Source organism: Thalassotalea eurytherma (assembly GCF_030161415.1).
GTDB classification, from domain to species: Bacteria; Pseudomonadota; Gammaproteobacteria; order Enterobacterales; family Alteromonadaceae; genus Thalassotalea_G; species Thalassotalea_G eurytherma.
This window is the reverse complement of record NZ_BSSU01000007.1, coordinates 180891-199445: the sequence shown is the minus strand read 5'-3', so window position 1 is coordinate 199445 and position 18555 is coordinate 180891. Positions and strand designations below refer to the sequence as shown.

Genomic DNA, 18555 nt, shown 5'->3' with positions numbered 1-18555 from the left:
GCCTTACTACTCAAAAAGCTAGGATAGCTCCATGAATACAAAACAAAAATTTAAAAAGTCGATGCTTGCTACTGTCGTAGCAAGCATCACCTTGCTTACGGCATGTCAGTCGAGCAATACCATCGAACAGCCAACTAAGTTCGCTTCAACACCAGCTGCGCAGCAGTTCGATATTGAGTATGAAGCATTTACCTTAGATAACGGCTTAAAAGTTATCCTTCACCAAGATAAATCAGATCCTATTGTCGCAATTTCAACGATTGTCCACGTGGGCTCAAGTCGTGAAAAGCCAGGCAGAACAGGTTTTGCTCATTTTTTTGAACACATGTCGTTTAACGATTCTGAGAATGTGCCTAAAGGTGCTAACCGTAAAATGATTCCAGAATTAGGCGGTAGTCGCAATGGTGGTACATGGAGTGACGGTACTATTTATTATGAAGTGGTGCCCAAAGATGCCTTTGATAAACTTTTATGGATTGATTCAGATCGCTTAGGTTTTATGATCAATACCGTAGATGCAGGAACGCTAGAGCGTGAAAAGCAAGTCGTAAAAAATGAAAAACGTCAGCGTGTCGACAATCGCCCATATGGCCATGCTGGTCATGTCATTAAAAAAGCACTGTATCCAACAGAACATCCCTACAATTGGACAGTGATTGGTGACTTAGCCGATTTGCAGGCGGCAACACTTGAAGACGTTAGAGAATTTTATGAGCAATACTATGTACCGTCGAATGCAACCATGGTAATTGCCGGTGATTTTGATATTGCGCAAACGAAAGAAAAAGTTAAACGTTGGTTCGGTGAAATTAAACCGGGTAAGCCAGTCGGTAAACTCTCACCACAACCTGTCACATTGACAGAAACGAAAAAGTTATATCATCTTGATAACTTTGCCAAGTTACCAGAAATTAGACTCACTTTTCCAACGGTAGAACAATACCACCCCGACGCCTACGCGTTAGATGCTTTGGGTGAAATTTTATCATCGGGTAAACAAGCGCCGTTATATAAAACACTTGTCGATGATAAAAAGCTAGCGCCCAATGCTTATGCTTGGAATTCATCACAAGAAATTGCCGGCACCTTTACAATGTTAGTGCGCGGTAAAGCTGGTGTGGAGCTTGATGCAATTTACCAGGGCATTAATGAAGCACTTGAGAGCTTTGATGAGAAAGGCTTTAACGAAGCCTTGCTTACGAAAATAAAAGCGGAACAAGAAACCTCATTTTACTATGAAATTGAGAGTGTTTTAGATAAAGCACAAAAGCTTGGCGAGTATAATGAATTTGCCGGCTCACCTGAGTTTATCAAGCAAGATATTGCTAATATTACTGCGGTAACTGTCGATGATGTTAAACGCGTTTTTAAAAAATATATTTATAAACAACCGGCGATCATCACGAGTTTCGTGCCAAAAGATCAACCAGACTTAGTGGTGACAGGTTCAACAAAAGCAAATGTTGTTGAGGAAGTCGTTGTTCAAGGTAAAGAGCAAAAGTTTGTTGAGAATGATGCTATTAGTTATGAAAAAACACCGACGAAGCATGATCGAAGTGAGCCACCATTAAGTGAGCTACCAATGTTAACGGTGCCTGATGTTTGGCAACAACAAATGACAAACGGCATTGTATTATCAGGTATTGAGCAAAATGAATTACCTATTGTTAACTTCAATCTAACGATTGAAGGAGGCCAGCAACTCGATGCTAAAGATAAAATAGGTACTGCGTCACTAATGGCAGCATTAATGAATGAAGGTACGCAAAATAAAACACCACAAGAGCTTGAAGAGGCAATCGGCTTGCTTGGTGCTAGCTTATCTATTAGCGCGTCGTACGAAGGCATCACGATAAGGGGTAATACCTTAGCTAAAAACTTTGAAAAAACCATCGAACTTGCATCAGAAATGTTATTGCAACCTCGTTGGCAAGAAAGTGAATTTGAACGTTTAAAAGCGGCGCGTTTAACTCAAATTAAAGCGGCTAAAGGAAATGCCAATGCGATTGCTAGAACCGCTTTTAGTCAATTAATTTACAGCGCGGAGCATGTCGCCAGCAAACCACTTGGTGGCACTGAACATTCGGTAGCAAACGTCTCACTTGATGATGTTAAATCATATTACCAACAGTTTATCTCGCCTAAGTTAGCAAGCTTTCAAATTGTTGGCGACGTGAATCAGCAGCGTGTGGTAAAAGCGTTATCAGCTTTTGACTCTTGGCAAGGTCAGTCAATTGATATCCCAGTACAGCCTTCTGCACCGGCGCGCACTAAACCTGAAATCTATTTTATTGATATGCCTAACGCTAAGCAGTCAGTCATTATGTTAGGTAAGGCGCTTGTGTCTGGTTCAGATGAGGCCTATTACCCTATTCAAGTAGCGAATAACCGTTTAGGTGGCGGTATGAGTGCGCGTTTAGCGCAAACATTGCGTATTGAAAAAGGTTATACGTATGGGGCGTATTCATATATGCGCGGTGCAGGGTACCAATCGCCTTTTGTTGCATCATCGCAAGTCAGAACTAACGTAACGCTAGAATCGTTAGAAATATTCAAATCATTAGTGGGTGATTATAACGAAAACTTCACTAAGGAAGATTTGGCTGTTACTAAGAATATGATTATAAAAGGAAACTCTCGACGATTTGAGACCCTGAATCAATTGCTTGGTATGTTGAATATGATGAGTCGATTTGATTTACCAACAAACTATGTTGAAGATCAGCAAGCCTATGTTCAAGGTGTTAGTCAGCAAGCAGTGATTGATACAATTGAAGCCTACCTAGATGAGCAAACTATGGTGTATTTGATTGTTGGCGATGCGAATACTCAGCTAAGCAGAATCAAAGAGTTAGGTTATGGCGAACCAGTGATACTTAATGTTGATGGCGATAAAATTTAAGGGGTTAACAATCAAAAAAGGCTAGGGTCTGTTGATCTTTCAGTTTGTAACTGTGTTGCCTTGAAAAAGATGAGATTCGCGGCGCTTCAAATAATGTTTGGTTGTTCCAAATACACTTTAAGCAACAAAGAATATCGCTTTTTCAAGTCAACCCAAAGGGCTTTGATTAATTTTAAACCTAACATCGTTGAAAATCGTTAAGGTAGAACAACTACATTAACGATTTTCGCCTTGTTATCTTCAAAATTAGCCTAAAGCAGAGGCTGTTGATGAAAGTTCAACAGCCCCTAGTATCATGCTAGCCATTCTTCATGCGCCAAAAAACACGATAAAACCTACTAATTGATGGATAGGATATAAACTGTAAACCTCGTTCTCTTCCATATAGATACCGTCTGCTAATAATCCGATAATCGAAATAGCAACTACTGTCCATTGATTTAAGTGACTATCGAGTTTGCTGTTAACCGTCGATGAGCGCGAGCTAAATAAGGCAAAAGGTGGTAATTGGCGCATACCTGTTAAAGTAGTTATTCGCTCTAATGGTTGCAGTAATTCGCTTACGGTAAGTGATTGTAACGGTTGCATATTAAGCGGCTACTTTACCTCCTGCAGTAATCGCACAGAGAAACGTTTTGCCATGCAATGCTTTGCCGTTTTCGCCGTTTGCAGGTATTGAATACCAGTATCATGGGACCTGAAAGATAATAATATTGTGGTCTACCAATTATTTTTGCTCTTGGTCAATATTGATATTAAACCGAGGATAATGTGCGTAAAGATCGACAGCGGTGACAGAGTCTAGCTAATTGGCAAGTTCAAACCTTGGGCCGTTGACTTGTGATCGACCAAGCGAAGGGTGAGCAAAAAGCAGTAAAATGCGTTCACTCATTATAGGTCTTTCCGAATGAATTATGGTAATAATTAAGCGATGATATTAGTTTACTAACATATTGAAATATTGCTAAACGTGTTAACCAAAAGCTCAAAAAAGGACGCAATTAAATGAACATGGAAAATGGCGTACATTACCGTCAATGGTCTACAACTGGCCAACCATTGCACTTTTTTGGTGCTAACGGCTTCCCTACTGGTTGCTATCAACAATCATTAACGATGCTTGCCCAAAACTTTGCTGTAACAAGTTTACACAACCGAGCGACTTGGCCAAATACTGAAGTACCTAAAAAGCTGAACTGGAAAATTTATGCCCAAGATCTCATTCACTTCTTAGATCATCATGTAGGTGAACCCGTTATCGGTGTGGGACACTCTATGGGCGCTACAGCAACGGTATTTGCTGCTAATCAACGACCTGATTTATTTAAAAAATTAGTGCTGATAGAGCCCGCAATGGCATCACCTTGGTTGGCGCGGTTGTTGCCGCTGCTGCCTTTTAAGCTAAAGAAGAACATTCAGCCAATAAAGTATACGGTTAACAAGCCACAACATTGGGCAAGTAAAGCTGAATTTTTTAACGACTGCCGCCAACGCAATGTGTTTAAACGAATCAATGATCACAATTTAAATTTGCTTGCCGAACATAGCTTAGTGGCTGATGGTGACAACGGCTTGCGATTGGCTTTTCCAAAACTTTGGGAAGCGAGAAACTACGCGTCGGCGCCGAGCTTGTATAAGCAGTTATCAGAAGTTAACGTGCCAGTAGTTGCGATCAGGGGTAAACCTTCCTTGTATTTTACTGAGAAAAGTTGGCAGAAATGGCAGTCATTCGATGGGCAGCATCAATTTTTAGAAAATGCGAACTATGGTCATTTAATGCCGTTAGAATCGCCAGAAGATTGTGTTGCCTTGATTGAGCAAGGCTTAGCAAATATAAAGCAATGATGGTTTGATTGCGCTAAAATAGGGCACCGCTGACAATAATGAGTGTGTTAAGCACCTATGAACCGAAAGAAAAAAGTAAAGCAAACGTTAAAAGCAAAAATGAAAAAAGCGAATGCGAAGCTGCATAAAAGCACTAAGCCTCGCTATATTTCTAAAGCCGAACGAGAAAAAATTGCGCAATTAGCAGCGCAGGAGCAAGCTCCTACAGAAGATAATGCCAATTAATCATTGCGCGCCAACGTATCGGTAATGTAGTGATTAACGACATCCTCTAATACATCCAATGGTATAGCGCCATTATTCAATACGACATCGTGAAACGTTTTAATGTCATAAAGCTCACCTAATGCCACTTCTGCTTGTTCTCGTAACGCTAGTATTTTAAGCATACCGATGGTATAGGCAACAGCTTGACCCGGCCAAACACTGTAGCGAGAAATCGAACCGTCAAAACCGACATTTTCTACATGAAAGTCATTGGCTTGTGAAACACTCCAACCATAATGATGAATGCCCGTGTCTACCACCAGTCGAGCTGCACGCATGGCTTCAAATTGTAGCCTACCCAGATCACCATATACGTCTTGACTGTACCAATTTGCATCTTTGGCTAAGCGTTCAGCATATAAACCCCAGCCTTCAATATATGAAGTAAAGTGGGCTTTTCGCCTAAAGATCGGTAGATCAAGTTCATTGGCGAGTGCGATTTGCAAGTGATGGCCGGGCACCGCCTCGTGATAAGCCAGCGTAGGCATAGTTGTATAGGGTTGGTTGTTTACTGTATTGGCATAAAAAGCACCTGGTCGACTACCGTCATCAGAACCAGCAATGTAATAGCCTCCTGATTGACCTCCAACAACAATAACTTCTTGCTCAGGTAAACTATTAAATAGGGTTGGCAGTTCTAAATAGGCTTGTGCAATTAAGTCTTCATAGGTTTCTTTGACATTGGCGGCAAGAATTAACGGCGCATCACTATTAACTCGAGCAAAAGATTGGCTTAAAGATTCGTTAGCAGGGTAACCTAGTTGGGAAAATAATAGGCGCATTTCTTGGTGAATTCGGTCAAGTTCATCCAGTCCGAGTTGATGAATATCTTCGGCGCTTAGCGTGCTATTGGTATAGTAATTCAAGGTAAATTGGTAGAACTCTTGGCCACCTTCAAACTGACCAAATCCTATTTGGTCAGGCGCTTGCGCCATTAAAGACGACATTTTAGTTGCTAGGTTTTGGTAAGCCGGTAAAACCTTTTGTTCAATGGTTGCTTGTAGTGTCGCTAGCAAGGTTTGCTTTTCGGCGTTATCAATATTGCTTAGTGCATTTAGTTGCTCTTCAAATGCTTGATAATAGCTAGTTTCTTGCGGCGATAACGCGGCAACATCAGCAACTAATGACTGTGAGTAACTAAAGGTCCAATGGGGTTCAACAATGCCATCGTTAGCCCTATTGTCTAACAAGGTTTCAATTTGTTGGAAGCGTCGTTGCGTTTGGTTCAATAAGGTCAGGAATAATTGAGCCTGCTCTAAGTTGTTAAACGTAAACGCTTGCGTAAAAAAGGTTTCGGTACTGCCTTGCCAACCCCAAAAACCATAGGTAGCAGGGTAGTTGTAAGAAAGGTTTTCTACCCATTGACTTTGATAGGTTAAATCTTTGCTAAAAACATCAAATGATATTTGCTGTTGTGGGCTAAATGTACTCTGTTCAAAGCCTTGTAAAAGGGTGAGTATGTGATCAAATAAAGCACCCGATTGACGATTAAATTCATCTGAAATATTGGTAAGCTCTGGTGCTTCTGTATTAATGCTATCGAAAAGCCCGTCAGAGATACTGTTCTCAATCTCTCTTTCATTGATGATGAGATAAGCTTCGTCGAGAAAGTCATCAATGGCTAAGCCACTTAATTGTTCATTTACTTGTGATAGCAGATCGTCTGTACTAATCAGGGCATAATCATTTACCAAAGGCAAGGTGATGGGTTGTTCTGTAGGTATATCAGGCGTGTTAATCGGCGTATCACTGCTTCCGCCACCACCGCATGAATAAAGAATTAAACAACTCGCTATAACAATTGCTATTTGTTTCATCTGTTTCAGGCACTTTCACTTAACCCATTAATGACTATAACCAACAAGCTGCGATGTCACAATGTTAAACCTAAAGCATCTACGGCTGCGCGGCATTACGCCATGAAACAGGCACTTAAAAATAATGAAATGTTACAAAAAATCAATCGTTTGTGTTTTACTTGAGACAGGTGAATATGTGGAGAAGTAATAATATGAAACAGCTAATTTTTGTGATGACCGGTTTGCTACTGGCATTTTCGATTACCAGTCACGGGCAAAACAGCAAGAAGTTTGCAGCCGATAGTGAAATTTATCTATTCGATTTAACGATAGAAAAAGGTCAATACCAGCTAACCAATGGCCGCAATATTTCTAATAACGATGATTATGACAATCAGCCTTACTTCATGACGACAAATGATAGTGTCTTGTTTACCTCTTCTCGAGATGGCCTGCAAACTGATATTTATCAGTTCAACATTAAAAGCAATCAACTGACACAACTTACCGAAACCGAACACAGTGAATTCTCACCAAAACCAGTAGGGAAGACAGGGAATATTAGCTTTGTCAGTGAAGGCTTTAATCCCTATCAAAGTGTTTGGCAATTAAACCGCAAAACCAATGAACAATCATGGCTGTTAAATTCAAAAGAGCCGGTAGGCTATTATCATTATGATGCAACGACGAGTAACGTATTGTTTTGGTCTCGATATGGCTGGAGTGTGCAATATCTTAATCTAGAAAAAAACATCAATCGCTTTGTTAGTGGTCATGCGCTACCAAGCTCACCACAACAAATACCAAAGAGTGACCGATTTAGTTTTGTACATAGACAAACGAATGGCATGGTGTGGATTAAAGCTTTTGATCCTAATGAGTTTGCTATCACACCTATAGCGCCAATTTTTGATGACAATTATGAATATGCTTGGGCGCCTAATGGCGATATTTTAAGGTTTAATAACGGTAAGCTAATGGTTTGGTCAAGCAGTAAAACAGCAGGGCGCTGGGTTGAACAGCAAAATGTAAATCAACTTATTAGTGGCTCACTTGGCCGTTTATCGGTAAGTAGTGATGGAAAATACATAGCGATTGTTACAACGCAATAAACAGCTCTGGTGATTGAAGCCTGCTGTCTTTAACTATATTTTCTAAAACCATATTGGTGACAACACGTACTCTTGCACTACAGTTTTGAGCTTCTAACCACTCAACGTGTTTGTCACCTATCTTGTGTGTTTCTTTCATATTCGAGCATGTTAATTAACAGACCGAATTGAGCTACATTCATTTGCTTAATGATCTCTTCTACTTCTGCGCATAGCTTTCAGATACTTGAGCATTCAACACTCCGAAAAATTGACACCGATAACTGAATTATTCGTGCTCATCTCAGTCATTGATATCAGCTGTGAGTTGAGCGTACTTACCGTTCCTCAGTGAGGGAACTATGGTTGTCATAAAAAAATAATCAAATGGTCATCTTTTTTGTGAATCGCTTTATTTCCCTTTTATAAATGGCTTTTCTTGGTTATTAAAGTTGACTAATTGTTCCGTTTTATTGTTTGGTTTATCTCTTCGAAATCTTTTCTTCACAAAATATTAACAACAGGTTGTTACCTTTACCGCCTATTAACTCTTTTCATCATCCACGTTATGAAGCTGTTAGCCCTGAGCCTACTCAGGTGTGTGTGAAGAATACGTTTGTTAAAGAATCTAACTTTTTTATTTGAAGGAATGACAATGAACAATAAAAATAATTCACCGACATTCAAGCTGAAAAGCTTATTTGTCTCATCAGCCATTTACCTCATGTCAGGGGCCGCTTGCGCAGATATTTTAATTAACGAAGTGGATGCTGATCAAACAAGTACTGATACTGCCGAATTTATTGAATTAACTGACGGTGGTGCAGGTAACACTGACTTGTCAGGTATTAATATTGTGCTTATCAATGGTAGTAATGACAGCATCTATAAAGTGATTAACTTAGATGGTCAAACGACATCACCAACAGGTTATTTCGTGGTGTGTGGTAACAGCGAGACCACAGAAAACTGTGATCTTGATGTAAGCCCTAATAGCAACCTCATTCAAAATGGCGCTGACGCAATCGCTATTATCTCGGGTGACTTTACTATTGATACACCTATAACCTCAGATAATCTGATTGACGCGCTAGTGTACGACACGAATGACTCTGATGATGCGGTGTTACTGTCATTGTTAACGCCGGGTCAACCGCAGGTGAATGAAGACGGCACTATTGATAAAGATATTGAGTCAAACCAACGATGCGCTGATAGCACTGGTGGAGCTTTTAATACTTCGGTTTATGAGCAACATTTACCAACACCTGGCGAATATAATCTTTGTGGTGGAGAGCCTGTAGTTGATATCGTGATCAATGAAGTTGATGCTGACCAAACGAGCACTGATTCTGCTGAGTTTGTCGAATTATTTGATGGTGGTTCAGGAAATAATGACCTTTCAGGGCTAAGTATTGCGCTTTTAAATGGCAATGGTGATTCCGTTTACCGTACATATGCGTTAGATGGCTTTGAAACAAATAGCGAAGGTTATTTCGTTTTGTGTGCTAACGCAGAAAATACCCCTAATTGTGATTTAGATGTTAGCCCTGACACTAATCTCATTCAAAATGGTGCCGATGCGGTTGCCGTTGTTTCAGGCCCTTTTACTAATGATACGCCAATTACGACTGACAATTTAGTTGATGCCGTGGTTTATGATACAAACGATGCTGACGATATTGGCTTGCTAGCATTATTGACACCTGAGCAACCTCAAGTAAACGAAGATGAGCTAGGTAGTAAAGATACTCACTCGAATCAACGCTGTGAAGCCTCTGCATTAAGCACAAGCCTTTTTCAGCAAGCATCTCCAACACCGGGCCAACAAAATTCATGTGGTAGCAGCAATGACGAACAATTTGGTGTTTGTTATGACCCTGCAACCTTGATACATACCATTCAAGGGAGTGATGAGGTTAGCCCATTAAATGGTAATAGTGGCGTTATTATTGAAGGGGTTGTCACTGCGAGCTTTCAAGCCTCAGGGCAATTAAACGGCTACTATATTCAAGAAGAAGATGGCGACCATGATAATTCAACATTCACCTCTGAAGGCTTGTTTGTTTCTGATACCAGTACAATCGTTAAAGCTGGTGACCTTGTTCGTATTCAAGGTACGGTAAGTGAACTTTATGAGTTAACGACATTAACCAATATTACTCAAACAGTTATCTGTGCCGAAGATGTGCCAGCTAGCACTTCGTCTATAACGATGCCAGTAAATACATTAGATGAGTTTGAAGCTGTAGAAGGGATGTTAGTGTCAGTTTCAAATACATTGCAAGTTGCCAGCAATTACAATTTAGCTAGATATGGTGAAGTGGTGCTTTCTGATCAAAGAATGTATCAATTTACTCATGCCAATGAGCCGAGTGTTGACGGGTATGCAACGCACCAAGTTAACTTGAGTCGAAACCAGATCATTTTAGACGACGGCCTTTCCGCGCAAAATCCAGATGTTGTTGTTTACCCTGCACCTAGCCTAAGTGCAAATAATACACTGCGAGCAGGTGATTCTGCGTTAATCAGTGGTGTAATGAGCTACGGCTTTGGTTCTTACCGAATTCAACCTACAACGCCAATCGTTTTTACACAAGATAACCCTCGTTCAGAAATACCGGCAGATGTTGGTGGTAACTTTAAGGCGGCAAGTATCAATGTACTTAACTATTTTACAACTATTGATGAAAATGGTGCGCTATGTGGCCCTTCATCATTGAGTTGTCGTGGTGCAAATAGTGCGGAGGAATTCACCCGCCAACGTACCAAAATTATTGAAGCGATTCATAAAATTGATGCAGACCTTATTGGTTTAGTTGAATTAGAAAATAACGCACAGGCATCATTATCTGATTTAGTTGATGGATTAAATGAGGTTGCTGGGCCGAATACTTACGCTTACGTTAATACGGGTACTATCGGCACTGATGCGATAAAGGTAGGGATCATATACAAACCTGCTAGCGCAACATTAACAGGTAACTTTGCGATATTAGACAGCTCGGTTGATGCACTGTTTATCGATAATAAAAATCGTCCTTCCTTAGCACAAAGTTTCACGACGATGACGGGTGAAACCTTCACCGTCGCTGTAAATCACTTAAAATCAAAGGGCTCTAATTGTGATTCAATTGGCGACCCAGATCTTAATGATGGCCAAGGTAACTGTGCATTAACGCGTGCAAACGCATCTGCTGCACTGGTTGATTGGTTAGCGTCAGACCCAACAGGTAGTGAAGATAATGACTTCCTAATTTTGGGTGACTTAAACGCCTATGCAAAAGAAGAGGCGATTACACGTATTACCGATAATGGGTTTACTAACTTGGTAGAGGCTTTTGGTGGTGAATTAGCTTATTCATACATTTTTAATGGTGAATTAGGTTACTTAGACCATGCACTTGCGAGCGCAGAATTGTCTGCCAAAGTGACTGGCGTTACCGAATGGCATATTAATGCTGATGAGCCGCGTGCGCTTGACTACAACCTAGAATTTCAATCACATGATCAACAAAACAACTTTTATGCGCCTGACGCTTACCGCATGTCAGACCATGATCCTGTCGTCATTGGTTTTAACTTTGCTCCAGCTGCCCTCACTGGTGACTTTGATGGCGATGGTGATGTAGATATTAACGATATTTACGGCCTAATGAGAGCGATTCAAATGAGCCAACCTATCGAGATGTCATTTGATTTAAATAACGATGGTTTTATTACCATGATGGATGCTCGCGTAATGATGAGCTTATGCACTAATGCAGGCTGCGCGTAAGACGGCTTAAGAAGAAAAATAAGGAATTAACATGAAAAATTTAATAATGACATTACTCGTCATCGTCGCAGCGCATTTACCTCTTTCAGCAAATGCCGGCATTATTACCGTTTCAGTGGACCAAACTGAAGTCTCAGTTGGTGATAGTGTTGAAGTTTCGTTACTTGCTACAAATTTTGTTTTTTTTGATGTGTTTGATTTAGATGTGCTATTTGATCCATCGGTATTTAGCTATGATTCAGCATCTTTTTCTAGTGATTTACCGAGTTTTCCATTCGGTGTATCGGCACTCGAAACGCAAACTGAGTTGGCCATATCATTCGTAGACTTTTTACCATATGCGGGTGGTGATTTTATGCTTGCACAATTTAACGTAACAGCGTTAACTGCTGGTGTTACTGACTTTAGCTTAAATATTAGTGAGTTTAGCTTATCTGACCCATTTGATATTTTTGCACCGGTGCAGCAGTTGTCTGTATCAGTTGAAGGGCAATCAAGCGTAACCGTGACTAGTGTGCCAGAACCAACAACCGTGTTTTTAATGTTAGTTGCTATAGCGGTTATTAGTTTAAGCCGCAAAGTACGTTCATTTTAATACTCGGTAAGTTTGATTTAAAAAGGCTACTAATACAGTAGCCTTTTTTAGTTCTAGCAAATTTGGGACACTACGCCGTAACTTCTTTTAATAAAATCTGAGTGTTATTTTTGAGTTAAATTATTCAAAAAACTCTATACGAAGGTTAATTTGATTTGAGCGAATCTGATTGATTTCCCGACAAAATTCATCCTATTTACAACTGAAGAACACTTTTTTATCATTTTTAGAGTAAAAGCTCTTTACATGAATAAAGTAATTACTCTATAATGTATTTGTTCCTTGTGAACACCTGTTGTAATAATTTGTATATTTTCTAGCTTTCCCCATAGCTAAATGCGCCGATGATATTGTCATCGGCTTTTTTCTGCCTGTCTCTTTAGTTATGTTATCTGCTCTCAACCTTTGGTTTTCTGTGGACTGCCCAGATTTTCCTAGACACAAATAAGTTGTAAACTTTGTGCACTCGGAGGATGAATGAGCGCTAAAAGATTTCTTGAAGAATTTAAAATACAGGCTGTAAAACAAGTCACCGAAAAAAGGCCATTCTGTGGCAAGTGTTGCCCAGCGGTTAGATATCTCAACCAATTGCCTTTATCTCTAGCTAAAACGCTGTGGTAGCAATAGCGTGACCCGTTAAAGGAAGCCGCTGTAGATTCAAGTGTTCATCGCAACATCCTTTTCAATCATGTGTGATGTGCCTTAAATTTCAATGTTTTCCTAAGTCTTTCATTTAATAATGTTGCTACGGTATTAAGCTTTTCTTGTGAATGAGGAGATAAATCTATTTTTCTCGCCAAATTGTTGGCTGGTCGATGCAATCGATGATGCTTACAGATCTCGCAGTGAGTGCGTTACTCGCAGCCGTATGGTGAAGAAAGCCTCAACAGACTGTCATTATTCATCCCGATCAGGGCAGTCAATTTACAGGATATGATTGGCAACGCTTTGCAACTGAACATAATTTATCATTGAGCATGAGTCGTCGAGGGAATTGTCATGATAATGCCGTTGCAGAAAGCTTCTTTCAGCTACTAAAGCGTGAACGTATTAAGCGACGAAAGTACTTAAATCGAGAAAAAGCTAATGAAGACATTTTCTATTACATCGACATGTTTTATAACAGTAAACGAAAGCAGGTTATTTAAATAATCAGCCTCCGGCTGACTATGATAAAACCTATTTTATCAACCAAGAAAGTGTCTAGGTTAGTCTGGTCAATTCAGTCAGATTCAACCTAAAGAATTAAAATTTAAGATAAATTACTCGTTTTGCTAAAACCATTTTACCTGTCTATATTTTAACCACAGGAAGAAATAATAATAGGCAGGTCAACATGAAAATAATTAACGCTTTCTTTTTGCTTATGCTTTCAACATTTGCATACGCAGAAAACTACTATCTTGATTTAAATTACAAAAGCGGCAATCTTATTTTGCCAGAAAAGAGTTCTGGCATAGTTAAATTTTTTACCGATGATGATAAAAGTTTAATAGTAACTGCAACCGTAATCACCAAAAGAGATGGCGTTGAAACAATAATAGTTCCGCCTGTCGTCCTTGAAAGATTTGAAATTAAAGATGATAAGTTAACCCGCGTAACTACTGAGGATATTCGCCTTATAGATTCATATTTCAACACCCCCAATCAACAAGTCTTAATTAAAGTTGATTTCTTTTCAGTTGATAAAAGTGACGCATCTAGTTTTACGAAAAGCCTTTTAAATATGGCAAAAGCATATAGTGCAATTGATGTTACCCCAGGTGTATCTGATGTAGCCCAATCCGCTATAGATACTATTTCTTCTGTATTAATAGACAATAAAGACGTTACATTAACGTATAAAGGGGGAGTAAATTTAAATAAAGGGGTATATCAAAAATCACTATACTTTGATAACAGCGGCAAAATAAATGAACTTCCTGATGGGGATGAAGATACGGCTGCAACAGTTGTTTTTGACATAAAAGGCTATGACAAAAGAAATATATTTTTTGATGTTGGCTTTAAAGAACAGGTAAGTAATGAAAATGCTCACACTTTATATGACAACTTCATTGCAGTAGATAGAAAAAAATCGAAAGAAAAACAAGAGGCCTGCTTTTCATTATTAAATCATTTGAAAAAATCCAATACGTTAAGTTCTGCAAATGATTTACTAGCAATTGCAATCAATGACTCAAGATGGCCTCAGGATGAGACAAAAAACGCCTGTCTTTCACCGGAAATTGCAATTAACTATAGAAACCAAAATAACCTGCACTACATTGTCAATTGTGTAAGAAATACCTGTATGCAAACTAAGCGAATAATTATTGTTAGCGGTGGAGTTACAGATTTTTCAACATTACTCCCATTTACTGGAGGAGTTGATTTAACAGGTAAAGGTTGCTTTAACAAAAATGGAATTAAATCTGTTTATAGTTGGATTGGATTTAGTCCCGACTATTCCTTAGGGGCGGGATTTGACGCTTATAAATTCACAACCTGCATGAATGTGTCTGACAGAAAGGACCGATATGAACACACAATTGCTTGGTATGACGGAAAGGTATTCAGCCACGCATGTGAAGTGATACAACATCCAGAAAAAAGTTGCTTCTAATTTTAAATCTAACTCAAAAAGGCTTATTAGATTCCTCTATTAAGCCTTTTCCTATATAATATGCGCCTTATTTTTCACCTGATTCACCAAGGCACAGCATGACAGTAAAACAATTCGACCCTAAGCAAACAACAACACTTGAGGCACCTAAAAAAGTGATTGAGGAGCAGGCCAAAACTGCACCAAAACAGGGCGAATTTGTTCAAGTATCCACCCCGCGTGTTGGATTCATCAGTCTGGGCTGACCAAATAATGTAGTAATCTGATGTTCTTAGTTATTTTTAGCCCTCTTGTTATAATCACTATATAAAATCTACAATAGCTTCAATAACTCTCAATTTTATTCAGAATGAAAACATATCTCGAAATTTTCTGGCACTTTTTATGTCTTGGGTTTCTTAGCTTTGGTGGCCCAGCAGCGCATATTGGTTATTTTAATCAGCGGTTTGTTCAAAAACTTGGTTGGTTGAGCCAACAAGAGTATGGCCAAATTGTTGCCCTTAGTCAGTTTCTCCCTGGTCCTGGCTCTAGTCAGGTTGGGTTTGCCTTGGGTTATCGAAAGGCGGGTGTCTTAGGCGCTTTTACTGCGTTTATAGGCTTCACGTTACCGTCAGTCGCACTGATGATCATATTGGCCTTGATGAGCCAAGCGTGGTTAGACAGTGTCTATTTCTTTGGTATTGTTCATGGTTTAAAACTATTGGCGGTTGTCGTGGTTGCTGACGCCGTACTCACGATGTTCTCAAGTTTTTGTCCTGCTCATAAAACAAAGTCGGTTGCCGTATTAACCGCTACCTTTTTGCTTGTCATGCCGGGCATTGCTCCGCAAATGCTGGTGATTGGCGTTGCTGCTTTTTGGGGAGCTAAATATCTTACGAATACAACGCTGACTGGCGAACAAGATTCAACGCCTCAGTTAAACCTTGCATGGCTACCATTTATTGCGTTTGGTTTGCTCTTTGTTGGTCTGCCTATGCTTTCATCAAGCTCTGTTTTTGCAAAAATAGCCGCAGACTTTTATTACGCAGGCAGTTTAGTGTTTGGCGGTGGTCATGTCGTATTACCTTTGTTACAGGAACTGCTCGCAGACTCAATATCTACAGATACCTTTTTAACCGGCTATGCTGCTGCGCAGGCTGTGCCAGGCCCAATGTTTACCCTTGCTACATTCTTGGGCTTTCATTTAGCGCCACAAGCACCAATTTTAGGTGCATTAACTGCAACATTTGCCATATTTTTACCAGGCTTTTTACTGATGTTAGCGTTTTTAAAGCATTGGCAAAGTATTGCTAACATTCCAAAATTATCAGGCGCTATTCAAGGGGTTAATGCCGCGGTTGTTGGTTTGTTATTTAGTGCACTGTATCAACCGTTGTTTACGTCGTCAGTTAATAGTGGGCAAGATATGGCGCTAGTAGTGTTAGGATTCTTTTTACTAAAACAAGTAAAAGTGCCTATTGTCTATTTAGTGCTTGGTTTTGCAGCTGGCGGTGCACTAATGGTTTGGACGTAAGTAATAAAAAAGGCAGCCTTGGCTGCCTTTAAACGTTTACTCTGCGACCTCGTCGCTTTCTTCAGTATTTTCTATATTCTGACTAAACCACTGGCTGATAACCTGAGTCGCTTGATCAAAACCGGTACGCTTAAGTGATGAAAAGCCATAAACTTTAATGTCGCCGCCTAATGGTTTTAGCTTCTTCTTGACGTCGAGTACTTGCGCACTTGCTTTACCTTGCGACAATTTGTCGGCTTTGGTTAAAAGCGCTAAAACAGGTAATTCACTTTCTACTGCCCATTCAATGAGTTGGTGATCTAAATCTTTTAATGGGTGGCGAATATCCATTAATACAACAAGACCTTGCAAACTCTCACGTTTCTCTAAGTATTCACCAAGCGCTTTTTGCCATTTCTTTTTCATTTCTAATGGCACTTTCGCAAAACCATAACCGGGTAAATCAACTAAACGCATGCCTTCTTCTACTTCGAAAACATTGATTAATTGAGTACGTCCTGGTGTTTTACTCGTACGTGCTAAACTTTTTTGGCGGGTTAGCGTATTTAATGCGCTCGATTTACCTGCGTTTGAACGTCCTGCGAAAGCGACTTCGATACCGTCGTCATTAGGTAATTTTCGAATATCAGGTGCACTAATGGTGAAATGTGCTTTATTTAAGTTGATTGTGTGATCAGACAAAGTCGATTCCTCGTAAAACAATTGTCGATATTATATCTAATTTTTGATCAGACCGACAAATAACCTGAAAATTAGTAGGTTTTTTTACACCTTGTTCTTACACCATGACAATATTCGTGTAAAATATGTCTAATTTTTACAGTTATACGAAGGTTAATTTTAATTAGCCACCAATAAAAAATAGAGAGTGATCAATGAAAAACGTAATCTTTTCTCTAGTGTTGGGCGTTGGTATGTTAGCTTCTGCGAATGCAACTGCTGGCGACGCTCAGGCTGGTAAAGCTAAGGCAGCAACTTGTGCTGCTTGTCACGGTGCTAATGGTATTGGTACTGCAGATATGTACCCTAACTTAGCGGGTCAACACGCAGATTATATTGTTAAGCAACTTAAAGCATTTAAAGATGGCTCTCGTAAAGATCCTTTAATGTCGCCAATGGCAGCACCATTATCAGAAACTGATATGGCTGATTTAGGTGCTTACTTCGCCAGCATGGATAGTTCAGGAGCATCAGCGTCAACTGATTCAGGATCTGCACCAGTTGCTGTTGCGGCAGCACCAGCAGCACCAAAAATTGTTCCAGATGCAGCAGCAGGTAAGCACTTATACGAACAAGGTGATACAGCGCGTGGCATTACAGCATGTATTGGTTGTCATGGTAAAGATGGTGATTCATTAGTGTTGATTAACCCTAATTTATCTAACCAACACCCAGAATATATTGAAAAGCAATTAAATCACTTTAAAGATGGTTCTCGTGAAAATGCTGCGATGAATCAAGTATCAATGAATCTTTCAGCTCAAGATGTTGCTGACTTAGGTGCATACTTTAAAGATCCTGCGGTAAAAGCTGTTGCTAAAACAGGTGCTGCTAAAGGCGCTGCACCAGTAATCGTTGCTGGTGATGTTGAAAAAGGTAAAGCGATTTCTGGTACTTGTGTAGCGTGTCATGCTGCAGACGGCAACTCATTAATTGCTATGTACCCTAAGATTGCAGGTCAACACGAAGAATACATTGCTAAACAATTAGCTGATTTTAAATCAGGTGAGCGTGCAGACCCAGTCATGGCGGGTATGGTAGCCGCGTTGTCTGATGAAGACATGAAAAACTTAGCAGCATACTTTGCAACGCAAAAAGTGACTGAAGGTTCTGGTACTGCGAACGATATTGGTAAAAAACTATATACAGGTGGTGACGCAGCACGTGGTATCACAGCGTGTACAGCTTGTCATGGTATTGATGGTACAGGTATGGCAAAAGCAGGTTTCCCTGGTGTTGCTAACCAACATGTTGATTACTTAAAAGCGCAGCTTGTTAAGTTCCGCTCTGAAGACCGTGCAAATGATCGTAGCAAAATGATGCGTAACATTGCAGTGCGTCTGAAAGATGAAGATATTGAAGCATTAGCTCAATACATGTCATCGTTATAGAATAACGTATTAAGAAAAAAGCAGCTTCGGCTGCTTTTTTTATCTTTAA

14 protein-coding genes and 1 pseudogene are annotated in these 18555 nt (G+C 39.8%); 11 read left to right on the top strand and 4 right to left on the bottom strand.

Translation table 11 applies throughout. From position 1 onward, the window contains the following. The first annotated feature begins 31 nt into the window (after positions 1-31). Positions 32-2902 carry a M16 family metallopeptidase gene (locus QQK02_RS08305; protein WP_284207531.1) on the top strand — a complete coding sequence of 957 codons (2871 nt, stop codon included), beginning with the start codon at positions 32-34 and terminating at the stop codon, positions 2900-2902. A 309-nt stretch (positions 2903-3211) separates the two neighbouring features. Here QQK02_RS08305 and QQK02_RS08300 read toward each other — a convergent pair whose 3' ends face one another. Continuing rightward, positions 3212-3490 carry a hypothetical protein gene (locus QQK02_RS08300; protein WP_284207530.1) on the bottom strand — a complete coding sequence of 93 codons (279 nt, stop codon included), beginning with the start codon at positions 3488-3490 and terminating at the stop codon, positions 3212-3214. Positions 3491-3907: 417 nt separating this feature from the next. Here QQK02_RS08300 and QQK02_RS08295 point away from each other — a divergent pair, with 417 nt between their 5' ends. Both QQK02_RS08295 and QQK02_RS08290 read left to right on the top strand, forming a co-directional pair. Next, positions 3908-4747, top strand: coding sequence for an alpha/beta fold hydrolase (locus QQK02_RS08295; protein ID WP_284207529.1), 840 nt, complete (start codon positions 3908-3910; stop codon positions 4745-4747). Between the two features lie 57 nt (positions 4748-4804). Then, entirely contained in the window at positions 4805-4972 is a 168-nt protein-coding gene (locus QQK02_RS08290) for a DUF2986 domain-containing protein (RefSeq protein WP_284207528.1), read from the top strand. Here QQK02_RS08290 and QQK02_RS08285 read toward each other — a convergent pair. Beyond that, positions 4969-6831, bottom strand: a complete 1863-nt coding sequence (locus QQK02_RS08285; protein WP_284207527.1) for a DUF885 domain-containing protein — start codon at positions 6829-6831, stop codon at positions 4969-4971. The two genes, QQK02_RS08290 and QQK02_RS08285, sit on opposite strands and share 4 nt — an antisense overlap. Before the next feature lie 194 nt (positions 6832-7025). Between QQK02_RS08285 and QQK02_RS08280 the strand changes: the two genes are divergently transcribed. After that, on the top strand, positions 7026-7925 hold the full coding sequence (locus QQK02_RS08280; RefSeq protein ID WP_284207525.1) for a TolB-like translocation protein: 900 nt from the start codon (positions 7026-7028) through the stop codon (positions 7923-7925). Here the strand turns inward: QQK02_RS08280 and QQK02_RS08275 are convergent. Then, a complete protein-coding gene (locus QQK02_RS08275) occupies positions 7912-8064 on the bottom strand; it encodes a hypothetical protein (protein WP_284207524.1) in 153 nt (50 codons plus the stop codon). The two genes, QQK02_RS08280 and QQK02_RS08275, sit on opposite strands and share 14 nt — an antisense overlap. Before the next feature lie 495 nt (positions 8065-8559). On the opposite strand from QQK02_RS08275, the gene QQK02_RS08270 reads away from it, so the two are divergent. From QQK02_RS08270 to chrA, 6 genes and pseudogenes are all read left to right on the top strand, one after another. Continuing rightward, positions 8560-11682: an ExeM/NucH family extracellular endonuclease gene (locus QQK02_RS08270; protein WP_284207523.1), complete on the top strand. Its 3123-nt coding sequence runs from the start codon at positions 8560-8562 to the stop codon at positions 11680-11682. A 31-nt stretch (positions 11683-11713) separates the two neighbouring features. Further along, the gene (locus tag QQK02_RS08265; protein WP_284207522.1) at positions 11714-12277 is read left to right on the top strand and encodes a PEP-CTERM sorting domain-containing protein; all 564 of its coding nucleotides are present in this window, start codon (positions 11714-11716) and stop codon (positions 12275-12277) included. A gap of 788 nt (positions 12278-13065) precedes the next feature. Then, positions 13066-13484 (top strand): annotated as a pseudogene (locus QQK02_RS08255) (DDE-type integrase/transposase/recombinase); the annotation flags it as partial. 129 nt (positions 13485-13613) lie between these two features. Beyond that, a complete protein-coding gene (locus QQK02_RS08250; protein ID WP_284207521.1) occupies positions 13614-14882 on the top strand; it encodes a hypothetical protein in 1269 nt (422 codons plus the stop codon). A gap of 98 nt (positions 14883-14980) precedes the next feature. After that, positions 14981-15127 (top strand): hypothetical protein, encoded by a 147-nt coding sequence (locus QQK02_RS08245; RefSeq protein WP_284207520.1) that lies wholly within the window; start codon positions 14981-14983, stop codon positions 15125-15127. A 104-nt stretch (positions 15128-15231) separates the two neighbouring features. Continuing rightward, complete coding sequence (gene chrA, locus QQK02_RS08240; RefSeq protein WP_284207519.1) at positions 15232-16395, top strand: chromate efflux transporter; 1164 nt, start codon at positions 15232-15234, stop codon at positions 16393-16395. A 36-nt stretch (positions 16396-16431) separates the two neighbouring features. Here chrA and yihA read toward each other — a convergent pair whose 3' ends face one another. Beyond that, positions 16432-17076: a ribosome biogenesis GTP-binding protein YihA/YsxC gene (gene yihA, locus QQK02_RS08235; RefSeq protein WP_407705027.1), complete on the bottom strand. Its 645-nt coding sequence runs from the start codon at positions 17074-17076 to the stop codon at positions 16432-16434. Positions 17077-17270: 194 nt separating this feature from the next. Here yihA and QQK02_RS08230 point away from each other — a divergent pair, with 194 nt between their 5' ends. Continuing rightward, positions 17271-18506 (top strand): c-type cytochrome, encoded by a 1236-nt coding sequence (locus QQK02_RS08230; RefSeq protein WP_284207518.1) that lies wholly within the window; start codon positions 17271-17273, stop codon positions 18504-18506. Positions 18507-18555: the final 49 nt, after the last annotated feature.

Coding starts and splice junctions, on each gene's coding strand:
- QQK02_RS08305 (WP_284207531.1), top strand. CDS start 32: ATGAATACAAAACAAAAATTTAAAAAGTCGATGCTTGCTACTGTCGTA.
- QQK02_RS08300 (WP_284207530.1), bottom strand. CDS start 3,490: ATGCAACCGTTACAATCACTTACCGTAAGCGAATTACTGCAACCATTA.
- QQK02_RS08295 (WP_284207529.1), top strand. CDS start 3,908: ATGAACATGGAAAATGGCGTACATTACCGTCAATGGTCTACAACTGGC.
- QQK02_RS08290 (WP_284207528.1), top strand. CDS start 4,805: ATGAACCGAAAGAAAAAAGTAAAGCAAACGTTAAAAGCAAAAATGAAA.
- QQK02_RS08285 (WP_284207527.1), bottom strand. CDS start 6,831: ATGAAACAAATAGCAATTGTTATAGCGAGTTGTTTAATTCTTTATTCA.
- QQK02_RS08280 (WP_284207525.1), top strand. CDS start 7,026: ATGAAACAGCTAATTTTTGTGATGACCGGTTTGCTACTGGCATTTTCG.
- QQK02_RS08275 (WP_284207524.1), bottom strand. CDS start 8,064: ATGAAAGAAACACACAAGATAGGTGACAAACACGTTGAGTGGTTAGAA.
- QQK02_RS08270 (WP_284207523.1), top strand. CDS start 8,560: ATGAACAATAAAAATAATTCACCGACATTCAAGCTGAAAAGCTTATTT.
- QQK02_RS08265 (WP_284207522.1), top strand. CDS start 11,714: ATGAAAAATTTAATAATGACATTACTCGTCATCGTCGCAGCGCATTTA.
- QQK02_RS08250 (WP_284207521.1), top strand. CDS start 13,614: ATGAAAATAATTAACGCTTTCTTTTTGCTTATGCTTTCAACATTTGCA.
- QQK02_RS08245 (WP_284207520.1), top strand. CDS start 14,981: ATGACAGTAAAACAATTCGACCCTAAGCAAACAACAACACTTGAGGCA.
- chrA (WP_284207519.1), top strand. CDS start 15,232: ATGAAAACATATCTCGAAATTTTCTGGCACTTTTTATGTCTTGGGTTT.
- QQK02_RS08230 (WP_284207518.1), top strand. CDS start 17,271: ATGAAAAACGTAATCTTTTCTCTAGTGTTGGGCGTTGGTATGTTAGCT.